1 protein-coding gene is annotated in these 14,221 nt (G+C 46.4%); it reads right to left on the bottom strand.

All coding sequences use genetic code 11. From position 1 onward, the window contains the following. Positions 1-73: 73 nt before the first annotated feature. Positions 74-14,221 carry an MARTX multifunctional-autoprocessing repeats-in-toxin holotoxin RtxA gene (gene rtxA / locus HGO23_RS13550; RefSeq protein ID WP_209026988.1) on the bottom strand — a complete coding sequence of 4,716 codons (14,148 nt, stop codon included), beginning with the start codon at positions 14,219-14,221 and terminating at the stop codon, positions 74-76.

Consider the following 14,221-nt stretch of genomic DNA (forward strand, 5'->3'; position numbering starts at 1 on the left):
CACTCTGTTGTGGGCCGCTGCTATTAATTAAAATTGTTATTAGAAATTTTAAACGTCAGAATGCTGTCCGCCATCAGGCCAGTTTAGACTTCCCGTTTGTTGTATCAGTCCAAGCAGTGATGATGGTTGACTTCGTCTGGCTATCAAACGAGTCAATAAAACCACTGGCACCGATATTCGGGGAAAATCCGCTCATAGCCTGCACCAACGTATCCACAGCATTGTCAGAAAGGGCTTTATATTCGCGTTCGCCTTGTGCATCTTTATCGCCCATCAGGGTAATGATATCCGCACGATTACCATTAAAGTAATTATTGAAGGTCACAGAGCCTATCGTTTCAAACTGTCCCTGTACCGAACTATCCCGGACATTGCGGTTGGTCAACAGAACCAAATCGTAACCACTACGTTGGAACCACAAGCTTTGCCAGTTGATATCGTTGAAAACGATTTTGTCGCCTTGTTTGATATCTTCAACCACGTTATCAATGACATTCCCGCTGACCACAAAACTATTGACACCTGTTCCTCCCTTAAAGCGGTTCTGATATCCACCCAGTACCAGCAGATCATCGCCATCACCACCATTAAACTGGCTGAACTTGGAAACCACATCGGCAATCAGATGATCATTACCCGTACCACCATTGATTACCGCGTGATATCCCATCAGTTTGATAGAGTTACTGCCACTGTTGCCATCAATTCGGTTATAGTTACCAAATACGGTCGCAAAGTCGTCACCCTCTCCCAAATCCACCTGATTGTTATTACCAATAGTGACGACATAATCCTGATCTTCGCCAGCATCAATATGGTTGAAGTTACCAGACGCCACGATATAGTCGCGTCCTTTGCCACCTTGAATCACACCGTTTTCACCGAAAGCAAAGACCTGATCATTACCATCCCCCATGTAAGCGTAGTTAATGCGTCCGGCCAGCACAGCAACGTCATTGCCTATATCGCCAAACATCATATTTTCACGCCCCATCAGAACTCCCACGTCATTACCTTCACCGCCCGTGAAAATATTGGAGGTTCCTACAGAGTAGAAGACGTCATCACCACGACCGCCCCAGACGTTGTTGTTATCTCCCAGATATGCACCAAGATCTTTACCGTCACCACTCCAGTTAAAGTTGTAGTTACCGAGAGAGATATGAATATCACCGTCACCTTGCAGATGACCGCTGTTGCGCAGGAAGTCAAAAGTTTTGTCCTTCATGTTCAACAAATCGGCTGTCAGGTTCTCTTTCAGGTTAGTGACCAGAGATTTCATCTCAGCCTGTTTATCCTGATTGAACAAAGTCGCAAACAGGTTTGGCAGGTTCAGAGCGTTAAACCCAAATGCACGTTCTGGTTGTTCAGCTTCGGTTTGCTCGGTCGGTTTATTACCTTCACTCAGAGATATTTTGCCTTCCTCTGTGTCAGCAGGAGCTTTTGCTTTCAATCCGTGGCTTTCTGCGAAGGATTTAATGCCATCGGCACCAGTATTTAACCCGGCTTTTAAGCTATCAAGTAATTTGTCGGGATCAGTGAATGCTTTCAGTTGATCACCACTGAATTCCCCAATGATCTCCAGCATTTCCCGCAGAATAGCAACGCCATCCACGGGTTGACCGGAACGGGAAATAATGCGTCCATCGGGTGTATAATCGACACCAAAGATATCCGCCAATGTAGTATCAGCTCTGACGCCAGCAAGATTTCCCAGTAGCTTGTTCTTGATCTGACGTGGCAGATCCGTCGGACTGAATGTAAAGGTGGTTTTTGCCATACCTGTTGAGGTGTATTGCTGAGTCATCAAACCAAACAGTGAACCCAGATTGGTATCCAGTATCGATTGAATATTATCACCAAACATGAAGTTCCAGTTGCCAGTTGTCACCTGAATATCAGCACCTTGTCCACCAACGGCAAAGTTGAAAGCCAGTTTCTCATTTGCCTGCCGGAACTTATCTGCCCGGCTGAGGCTTCCCGGTTCAGGCTTATTACCAGCCCCTCCCAACCATTGGTTGTATTTCTTGTTCAGGGTACTTTCGATATCATTTTTCAGGCCGCGACTGCTACGCTCGTTCTCTGTATTGAGTTCAGTCAGGGTTTCATATTTGACACTGCTGGTCAGATCGAGGCCTGACAGATCGCTGACATACTTCTTCGCTCCTTCCAGGGACCATTGTTGATCCTGAACTGTCAGCCAATCCGATGAACCTTGCGAGCTGGCAATATCTTGCAATACGCCGGAAATGCGTGCCGCACCATCAAATGGGTTAACCAATGGCGGTGTCGGAATGGATTTTTCCAACATCACAATCAGGTCATTGCTGCGCCCCAAGTTGAAACTGACGTTACGGTTACCCACAAACAGTTGTGCACCTTCAAATGCCTGATAACCAGCAATATCTACACTATGCTTGCTGTCACCATGACCAATGTGAACCATCACATTGTTATCACCGAAAGCCAGAGATTTAAAGCCGCCTGTTCCCACTTTGATCCCAACATTAGTGGTTCCCCAGTTGATAACAGTAAATTCTCCATCTCCTACTTGTACCTGAATATTGCCGGAATAGCTCAGATGCTGGTTAGAAGATGCTGCATTCGGTGCATTATTATTTTGCAGTACCTTGTCATACTGCTTCGGTGCGTGGAATGTTTCGGTGTTTTCTGCAATTGCTCCCTGCGGTTTGACCTCCACATTGCTGTGCCCCACACGGGACAGAGTAATGTCATTTTCAGAGATGCCGCGGCGGATCCGTTCAGAACGAGTTTCCATCTCCCCCTTGTCATTCCAGCCCAGCACAATTTTGTTGTCCACCAGCTTATGAGTCCATTGCTCCTGAGCATCACGGGTATGTTTGCGACCAATGCTGTCTATCGCAACTTCACTACTGCGTGCCGACACTGTAGTGCGGATCCCTTGCCCATCAAGTGCTGAAATAAAGCGTCGGGCGAAACCGTCACGTTTATCATCACGGATCAATGAACAGCCCACAAGGCTGATATGTTCGGGTGTACCTGCCTGTTTGAAGTTTATACTGAATTGTTTCAGTTTCAGTGCTAATTCATCAGCACTGTATCCCGCCATGCGAGTCAGATGCTGAGTTGATGCATCACTCCCGTGTCCGACAATCTGCCAGCGTAATTTGCCAGACAATTTAGCAGGTTCACCGTAAACCACACGATACTCACCATTCGCATCAAGCTGGATAACAACGCTGGTATCAGGATGTTTACCTGCCAAACTCGCAGCCGCTTTGGCGACCGTAGGATCATTTTCTGTCTGAATGATAACCTGACCATCAAAGCGGCTTTCGCTCCCTTCCGCCTGTGGTGTGACGGTAACACGTTCCCATGATGCGACATTTTTATTGTCAACCACACGGTCAACACCTTCAGGCAGATTGTCCTTGAGTGGTGATTTCACCTCGTCGGTGATGCTGATATCTCCCGCAGCGTTGAGCGTTAATTTGCTGGTTTCTGAGTTCGCAACGAGTTTATTGATATTTGATTGTACAAGATTAGCTGCCTGCTTAAAGTTGTTGCTTTCAACGTCAATCTGTACTTTCTGTACTTCTTGGCCCCGTTTCACTACGACTTCCAGCGTTACCGTATCATCACGATAATCAACCACACGTCCAATCACATCTGAACCCAGTTGAAAGGTCTTCCCCTGTTCTTTCAGCGCACGTAATACATATGGTTGTTCACCTTCACGTGCCTGTTGCCAGATTCCGTCATAATCGGTAATGGTGCCATCTTCAAACGCAGTGTAGTTAACATAGAAACTTTGGCCTGGTATTTTGCTAGCTTCATAACGATAAGGAAAACCAAATTTATAACCCGTTATTATTCCCTTATAGAAGGAATCCATAAAGGATCTAAAATTCTCATAATTATTGAATGATTTGATACCAAAGTTAGGATCATAGAATGACCAGATGGTTTGAGTTGTCTCTTTATGTACAGTGATTGCCATTGCATGATTTTCAGACATAAAGGACATATAAGTTGTCTTATTTACATTACGCAACTTATCCATCTCAAACTCATAGCCAGAAATATCAGGCTTCAACGCCCAGTCAATTCTTTTTCCTGTCAGTCCATTGTCTTTCAGTTTTCCACCATAAATTTCATTGGCTTTCTGCTCAAGCTCTTGCGAATCGGCTAAATATTGAGTTTGGGTATATTGAATCAATAACAAATCTTCAATGGCTGAACCGATATATTGGCGACGATACTGGTTAAGTAAAGAAGCCTCAACTGAATTGATGTCACTCTTTTTATTTGCTGTGTTGTCGTTGTAGGCTTTAACAGCATCCATCAACCACACCATATACTTTTTGCCACCACCCGAACCATGTACTCGTTCTTCCATCATGTAGCGGGCAGACAAAGCAAAGCAAAGACCTTCCAGAAATTCTTTTGACTCAACGTGATTTCCATTAGTCAGACGTACATCGCCAATCTCTGGTATCAGTTTCTTAAGGTTATTGATCAATGATTCTCCCTGATTGAAATGGAGAGAATATTCACCCAACTCTTTTCCGCCTGATTTTGCATCAAAGAGGCTGTAAAGCGCTTTTTCCAGTAAACTGGTTTTTGCGCTTTCATTGTCCTTGAGTGGTGATTTCACCACATCGGTAATTTCAGTTTCTGTACGTGCCTTCATTGGTGTTTCATCAAACACATTCAGATCAAGGATATCCCTCATGCTTACATTGTGGGTTGGTTTATAGGTCGCCAGTACACCGCCATCTATCACCACCACACGGTAAAAAACAGCTTCACCCGCGTCATTTTTCGGCATTTTGTAGCTGTTTTCCATATTCAGACCAGTTTTACCGAAGAAGCGAGTCATGTAATCGCCAAATTTTTCGACAGACGAAAATTCGATAATACCGACATTCGGGTCATAGAAACCATAGACACGATTTTCACCGCTGCCTTTCGCCCACGCACTCATCGCATGACCGGGTACATCCAGTTCAAGCAGAACCGATTTACCATCGGCATTTGCCGCAGTCACTTTATTAATTACGCCATTGACAGTCAGTGCCCGCTCGCCTTCCAGTTTCTCTTCCCATACTTTGATGAATGTCTCGTACATCGGATTACGGGCATGCAGAGCTGCCAAAGATCCCAAGAACTTATTGGCATTAGCAAGTTCAGTGTCTGAATACAGATCTGGATTACTGAGTACGGCGGCTGTGGAGTACATTTTTTCCAGTAGCTTACGGGCAACGCCGTCCTGACCGTCATTTTCAAGCTGTTTCGCCACCAGAACCAGCTTCGATAATGGGTCACAACGCCCACCGTAGCCATCATTGGACAGATTCAGGAACAATGACTGTGGTGCAAGCTGTTCACTCGCCTTAGCATCAGCAATACCCGTAGAAGCAACATCACGGAACAGGAGGTTGAATTTCTCAGCCTTATCCTGAAAAGTGACTTTCACGGCTCTACTTTCAATTTCCCATGTCAAAGCACCTTTTTGTTCTGCGCTCCAGTTTCCTTTAACCAGCAGATCCGCCAATTGCTTGATGCTCATGTCTGAACGGAATCCATCCACGATCTGTTTGGCATGGCCCTGCTTATAACCTGCCAGAAAATCTTCTGTTGTGCGGATATCATGCGTGGTTATGCCTGCTTTGTTTACCTGTGGTTTCAGCACTTCGCCAACGTTTTTCAATTCACCCCAGATGTCTTTAAGTATTTCTGGTTTATCAGGCTGGTGTTGCATATCAAACAGATTAGTCACAATCTGCCGCGCAAATTGCTTAATTAATCTGTTGCTGTCTTCATGCCCATAAAAAGTATGTTCACCCGATACCGAATAGCCCGATAGCTTGAGTTTGGTACGCAGTTTTTCACCTTCAGCCCCCAATCCTTCGTTATCGGTCAACAACATGATTGGTGTCTGTTTCGAGATACCTTGCAGATTTTTTTCAACCGAAAACTGACCATTCACCGCTTTTGCCAGCACCCCAGTTATCCCCGCAGGGTTTGGTACTTCATGGGCTGTAATGGCTTTGGTCATACTCGGCATTGGGCGATCAAGCAACAAGCCGGATACTGGCTGTCCACTGTGTTCTGCATAACGGGCCAGATCTGCCGCAATCGGGCCTCCCATTGAGTAGCCATGAATAATGATATTTTCCGGTTTGATGCCACGATCATTAACCAGATAATGGAACATCGTACGAGCATCCTGATACAGCCCTTTTTCACTCGGATGTCCGTCACTGGAACCATAACCCCGCATATTGACCGCCAGCAAATCAATATCCTGTTTTTGATAGTGATGCTGGATTGCACCGGCTTGTTCTTCCGCTGATGAACCGGAGCCATGAATGAAAAGTACAACTTTTTTCGTTATACATTGTTCTGTAGATGCCTCTGTTTCCTGAGCAGAGAGATGGTAATAGCCTGTCAGGCGTCCGGCACTGCCACGTAATGTAACTTTATCTACTGTACCGTTATTAACCGCGTGATCCAGCAATATCTGGGTATCTTCATTGACATTACGGCGGGCATCTTTGGCACCATAAAGTTCGTTATTCAGAAAGCGTGCTATCGGGTTAAATGGTTCGCGCTCACGTGGTGGCGTACCATCATTATCAATGGCGACATTTTCCAGTACCTTGTTTTTATCTTTGCTTTCGCTGTTACCCGGCTCTGTCAAATTTTCACCGATCAGACGGTTTGGCTTCCTGACTATGTGCTCAACCTGAGCTACCTGCAATGCCTGTGCATAATTGAACAGTTCAGTTGGTGTCCAAACGCCAAAGTGTGGTCGCCATTTATGTCCGATGACCTGATCCGCTCCCCCCGCTTTGAGAACTCTGGCAACAATACTTGAGCAGTTACCTGTCAGTAACTGGTAACGGGCGTCAGGATTCTGGCTAATTTTATGCCATTCCGCCTGCATCGCTGCCGCATCCAAGCCTGCCAGATTAATACGGAAGACACGTCCCTGATCGGGTTCACTGGCCTGAAAGTCCTGAATATTGCTCAGTTCATGCTCTGCAAATTGACGAATAACATCAACAATATCCTCCTCAATCAGTTCAGGTGTCTGTCGTTTCGCGGCTGTTCGTAGTGCTTCCGCAAATCTCTTACCCACTTCAAGCATATCTATGCTGCTATCTTCCCACTGTTGCATAAACGGGCGCGAGATATGCTCCGGTATGCCGGCAGATTTCAACAGATTAGGATTCGCCAAAGCAGCCATAGCAAAACCTTCGCTGATGTCTTTAAATCTTGCATCAATGCCTTTTTGTACTACCTGTAATTCTTCAATAAATTTTTCCCGCTTGCGCGTGTCAAATTTATCATTTTCTTCGGAAGCAATATCCAGCGCCAGCGCGTCATGTTGTGCTGCCGGTTGGCTGAGGTCACGCCAGCGGAGTCTTACGTCCGAATGTTCGCTCGTGGAGACATCAAAAATGCGGCTAATGTTGGTTGATTTGCCACCTTTTGGCCACCAACTGACATAGTTTTTCTCATTAAATTCCCCGGCATTTTCTGCACTGACTTCAATACGTCCATGTCCGATTTGCAGGGCTGCATGTCCTAACCGACTGTGATCACTTGGCTTCCAGATAAACAGAGTGGCGCTGATCGGAGATAACTGCTGTTCAATGGCCTGATGTATTTTTTTCAAACCAGAGACATCGATTCCTTTGCCATCTTTCGCCAGGTCACGGGTATTCAGATTTGAGAAAACAGCTTCTGTCACTGACTGACCATATTCTCTGGTGACAGATGCCTTGACTTGCTCAATCGCTTTTTCTGCACTTTCTGCTTTCGTGGCAATCTGAATATTGGATTTACCACGGGTAACAAAATCTCCCTGCTCATCAATATAAAGATGTTTCGAATCTTTCAGGTTGGCATTGCCCAGTTTGTTATACAGCTCACTGAAACTACCCTTACCGGAACTTTCCACGGTAGATTCTGCAAGCGTCGTTGACTCGTTAATCCGCACATTAATTTGTGACAACAGGTTTTTCAGTGTTGGCGCACGTTCTGAATCCGGATGTCCCAATAGATAGCCTTCCACCTGATGACGCAAAGCAGCCAGTTTTTCAATGGCATGCAGGTCATAATCTTTACTTTCTTGCAGCACATTTTCATAGCTTCTAAGCGCATCCAGTATATTCTGATAACTGTCACCACGGATTTTGCCTTTAACGTAAGCCGCTTCTTGCAATTCACTGACAGACATCAGGTCAGTTCTCGGTTGGTAACGCCAGCTACCTTCCACTTTTTCAGCCAGAATACGGGTACGTCCGTTATCATGAGAAACAATGCGATCATCCACTAGGTGCAACGCATCAGGCAGTTGAGCATAATTGTCATAGTTGGCGAGGATAAAGCGTTCAATAGCTCTAATCTGAGCTGTATCATCCTGATCTTGCACAATAATGGTCTTGAAGCTCTCGTTCTCAGAACCATCATCACGCTTGCCCGGCCACGGACGGACTTCAAAACCTTCCTCATCATCAGATTCATGTACCAGCAAGTTGCGCTCTACACGTAATCCATAGAATGGCAATGCCTGATTTAGCAGATTATCGATGGCGCTGGTTTTGATATTCAGATCAATCAGTGTATCCGGCTTATATCTGTCAGGGTTTAACGCAAGGAGTTTTTCCTGTTCTTTAAGGCTAAGTAAGTCAAAACGCGCTTTTACGGAGACGCCCGCTTCTGTCAGCCTACGGCCAATCTCGTCAGGCGGTACGCCCTGGTACTCTTTGGCTGCTTTATCCAGCAGGCGGATTTCTCCCACTAATCCTTCACGCTGTAATTGACGCAGTACTGGTAATTCAACATTCCAGAAATAGTTGCCCAAACGCAGACCACCTTCAGCAATGACATAGACATCATCACGTGATCCGGTTGCATACACGGAACTCCAAAAACCCGTATTACTCCGCGCAGAGGCATTAATGACTGATTGCAGTGCATTCTGCTGTGCATTATCTGAATCAAGGAAAATGCCACCCCAACGCACCAACGTCTTGTTGAGTTCAATGGCAAAAGAGTTACCTTTTACATCAATATCGTAAACGACCTTTTTACCGTCTGTTTGGGCTGCATCCAGAATGTCGCGATATTGTTTAAAGTTCTTGCCAGACCAGAACGACACAATGCTTTTATCACCATGTGTAGGCTCAAAACTATAGCCATAGTGTTCAAGTCTTGAAATAAACTCGACCCGCTTATCCCAGTCATAGTCGATTGTGGCATCAACGAACAGTTTCGCCAGTGAAGATCTCTGTTCTTCCGGTACGCTGTTTTCAGTCCCGTTCAGGTAACCTTCAACAAAATTCACCATTTTTTGCCTGAGATCGTCAGGGATATCCGCATCCACACGTTCAAAGCCCGGTACGGGAATATAGTTTTCGGTCACCATATCGTTATCGCTGTCCAGCCAGCGGTAAACGTCAGCCACTTTCTGTGCTCTGATCGCTGCCCCAGGGTCTGCTGATGTCTCTGCTGGTTCTGGCTGCGTCTGAGTTTCTTCCGCCTGAATTTCTCCCAGTGCTTTCAGCCCGCTGAGGTCCAAACCGGAAATTTTCTGCTCTTTTCTGACAGAACTGACAGGCATATCAGCCATGCTGCTGACTGATGTATCGGTAGATGTCCCGGTAGATGTATTGACAGAAATATTGTCGGAAACTTTGCTATCAGCCGATGGCTGCGCGATTTCCTCACTTTGGGCATTCAGATCAGTATGTCGCTTTCTGATACGCACTCCGGCATTAATCTGTAAACGATCCAACGCTTCTTTTGCATCGTCAAGTTCGTTCAGATCTTCCTCCAGATATTGCAACTCCATACTGAGTCCTTCCTCTGTTTCAACAGAAGAGTCGGAATCAATATGGCTATTGGCTTTTTCGGCGTGATTCTCGACCGTTGTTTCAAACGCGTTTCCAGCATAAGTAGCGGATTGCCCTTTAACTGACAACCCGTTTCCCGTTGCTTGCGTACGGTTCGGCAGGCTATTGCCATCAAGTTTCGCGCCTTTAGCATCAGATTGCACTTGTGCCGTTTTTATCTCCGCCGCAGACACTGCATGTTGACCACGCTGTTCTGCTTTTTGTACTGCGGTTTTTCCATCACGGGAAGCCTGTTCAGCCTGTTTCATGCGAGCTATAGCTTCTTGTTCCCGCAATTCTATGTCGGCACGGGTCTTTTCGATGTCCTGTAGAGACTGCTGATGGTTTTGTTCCCCTTTGAGGACACCTGACTCAGATTTGGTGACTGCGTCTTTCATATCCCCCAGACGTTCTGAAGATGCTTGCTGAGAGCGCTCTAGTTGCTGCTGTGCTGTCTCTTTTGCGCTGTCCAGTTGGGATTGCAGGTTTCCCAACAAACCACCAGCAAACTGATCACGCCACTGACTACCGGATTGTCCATGATGCTCCGCATGATCATTCAGCACTTCTAATCCTTTAGTTTGTGCCATCAACTCTTTGGTAATTGCCTGCGCTTCATCATTAATAGAATCACGCTGCGATTGACCATTAGTCTCCAGTGCATCCAGATCGGTATTTTCCAGTTGCGCTTGAGTACCAGAAACCGCTGTCAGTTGTTTATCTCTTTCCTGCTCCAGGCGTTGACGATCGGCTTCTGCTTTTTCTTTATCCTGTAAGGCATTCCGGGCTGCCTTATTCTGTTTCACGTGCTTAGCAATATCACTGCCTGACAGTTCAGATTGGGCAACAATGTTATCCAAAACGTAACCCAAACCATCACTTTTACCAGTGCCTGCAAATTCGAGTCGGTTAATTCCCTCTTGTGCTTTCAGGGTTAAAGTTTTGTTACTCCATACAGCATCACCTGCGGAAACTGAAAAAACAATTTCGCCATTCCAGAGTACACACATTCCATTGTCAGCGGAAATATTGGTACGCTTTGCGAAATCAAAACTAACTGTGATGGACTCTCCTTCGGTAAGGTCATTGATATCCTGGTAAATACGGGTATTGGTATTGGTATCAAGTTCGCTGACGCGCTCACCGTGCCCCTTTTTATTTAACCCATAAGACTCAGCAGAAAAATCAGCTTCAACCCCATTCGTGGACAGCCATCCCACAGAACCCTGTTCAAAATCACCATTGGTAATTAAATTGCGTACCTGATTCGGATAGACGTGTTTTTCATCGCTCAAAGCATTCTGGATTGCATCAGTGTCTGGCGTACCCACTTCTGACACACTACCTTTCAGATTGTTATGTAACTCAGAAGTCACTTCATCAATTTCTGTCAGCTTGAAACCATTCAGAGAGGAAATTTCCGGCAAATCAATAGCACCACGCCCTTTATGGGTTCCCGATGTGTTGGCTTCATCACCATTCACCAGATAGTTAATGCCCTGACTGCCAGCGGTGCCCAGTAATGTCTGTTTGATGTTATCAAACAGTGCACCCAGTTTATTGCTCTGAGTATTGCTTTCTGCCACTGCAAGGCTGTAGAAATCGCCGTTACCTATCTGAACTGCTACATTGTTTCGCGCATAAGAAGCATTGATGTTCAGGCCGTCGCCAACACGGATATTGGCATTGCCTGTCCCTTTCATGACAGAGATATTCAGACCATCACCCACACGGGTATTGACGTTGAATTTCCCCCAAGCTACGTTGACAGAGACTCCATCACCGACTTTGGTGTTCACATTCAGGTCGCCATGAGTAGCCGCCACACTCAGACCGTTTCCGACTGTCGTGATGATATTGCCTTTGCCTTTAGCGGCTGTTACCTGTGTACCGTCGCCCACTTTTGTGACCAGATTGCCCTGACTCCACAACGCGTTGAAGCTATCGCCCTCGCCGATCTGGGTGACAATATTGGCATCACCTTTGGCAAACACGACATTACGTCCGTCGCCCACTTTCGTGATCGCATTCGCTTTGCCCCAGGCTCCGGTGTAATCATCTCCATTACCGACATGAGTAACGATATTGGCTTGCCCCTGAACAACAGTAATTTCCTGACCTTCACCTACCTTAGTGATGATATTCGCTTCACCTTTGGCAAAGTTGTAGCGATCTCCATCACCGTAATGAGTCAGAATGTTAGCTTTACCCCAAACTGCGTTGACGCCCGAACCATCACCCACTTTGGTAATGATGTTGGCTTCGCCTTTGGCAAATCCGACTGTGGTTCCGTCACCAACATGAGTCATAATGTTGCCGATTTTAGAAACCAACAGACCGACAGCGGTTCCATCACCGACTTTGGTCAGAACGTTTCCTTTGCCGCTCAACAAAGCGGCCGTTGTTCCTTCTCCAACATGGGTCACCACGTTGGCCTCTGAAGCAGCAACGACGCCCAGAAAATCGTTACCGACTTTTGTCACGATATTGGCTTTACCCAATGCCAGCACACCCGTCAGGCCATCACCGACATGAGTCATGACATTGGCCTTGCCGAACATAGCAGCTAATGTTGTGCCATCACCGACTTTAGTCATGATGTTAGCCGTACCGGCAAACAAACCGATGCTAGTTCCTTCACCAACATGAGTAAAAATGTTGGCCTTGCCCACCATTAATGCCGCCGTCAAACCATTGCCGACTTTGGTCAGAACGTTTGCACCGCCAATCATGGCTGCAAAAGTGGAGCCGTGACCAATCTGAGTAAAGATATTAGCTTTGCCGATCATCGCAGCCAGTGCATCACCATTACCGGCTTTAGTCGCAATGTTACCTTTGGCGATCATCAAAGCAACGCTGGTGCCATCACCAATGTGAGTAAAGACGTTGCCAAATGCCAACATTAACGCCAGCGCATCACCATTACCCACTTTGGTAAAGATATTGCCGCCGCCCGCCATCATTGCGAACGCATTCCCTTCTCCGACATGGGTAAAAATATTGCCGACTGCCAGCATGGCGGCAATAGTGTCACCGTCTCCCACTTTAGTGAAGATATTACCCGCCGCAGCCATCACACCCAATGTTTGTCCATCGCCAACATGGGTCAAGGCGTTACCCAACCCCAACATGATACCGGTAGTATCGCCATTGCCAACTTTGGTCAGAATATTCGCACCACCTAACATGATGCCGGAAGTTGTTCCATCGCCAACATGAGTCAGGACGTTAGCACCACCCCCCATAACAGCCGAGAGGTTACCCTTACCCTTTTTGGTCAGAATATTGGCACCACCCAATGCGATTGCTTTTGTATCAGAAGAAAGTGGATTAGAAGCATCACTATCACTGCTGATATGGGTAATAATGTTGGCACCGCCGAACGAGCCAGCTTCGAGATCACCTTCCCCTATCTTGGTCAGGATATTGGCTCCCCCGGCCAGAATAGAAGAAATATGGCCCTGTCCCATTTTAGTCAGGACATTGGCACCACCAACAGCAGACCAGACCGCATCCCCATGACCAATTTGAGTGTGAGTATTAAAACCCCCTCCCATTGAAACGCGGCTATTGCCGTTACCTTTGTGGATAGAGATATTGCCGATCGCCAGAAGATGAGCAAGATAGCGTCCATCACCAACGCGAATCAGTACGTTTGCCGCCCCGCCAGCATTGACTTCCATATCCCCGTGCTTCCCCTGATGAAGAAGTACGTTGGCAACACCGGCACCATTAAAGCTCAGGTTTCCTTCCTTGCCTTTTTTGATGATGACGTTTGCGCCACCAGCACCATTAAATTCTGTGTTACCGAATTCGGAAGTATGTTCAATAAAATTGGCAATACCGGCACCATTAAAGTAGACATTACCTTTTGTCACGTTAGATTTGATAACGTTACCGCCACCAGCACCCTTAAACTGGATATCTCCCTGCACACCTTTGCGGGTGATACCATTGTATCCAGATATACCAGAGTAATTGATAGCACCATCGTTACCTGTGTGGTTGATTTGCAACCCACCGGCAGCCCCAACAAACTCCACCGTTCCGTTATGTGTTTTATTAATAGTAGCGTATCCCGCACCGCCTTTTACGGTCAGGAAACCACTTGTGTCGTTGATATTCAGGTAACCAGCGCCACCAACAACAGTATCATGTCCCCACGTTGTATTGACTGTAGCCCCAATCGATCCGACGACAATGTAATCATTACCACCGTAAGCATTGATGACGCCACCAACGCCGATGGCGTGTATTGTGTTGCCGTCATTATCATCTTCGTATTTACCGGTAAAGAAGTATTCAGCACTTCGGTTAGATGATTTCCCCAT

Origin of the sequence: Xenorhabdus budapestensis (assembly GCF_017743015.1) — a bacterium.
GTDB lineage: Bacteria > Pseudomonadota > Gammaproteobacteria > Enterobacterales > Enterobacteriaceae > Xenorhabdus > Xenorhabdus budapestensis.

Coding starts and splice junctions, on each gene's coding strand:
- rtxA (WP_209026988.1), bottom strand. CDS start 14,221: ATGGGGAAATCATCTAACCGAAGTGCTGAATACTTCTTTACCGGTAAA.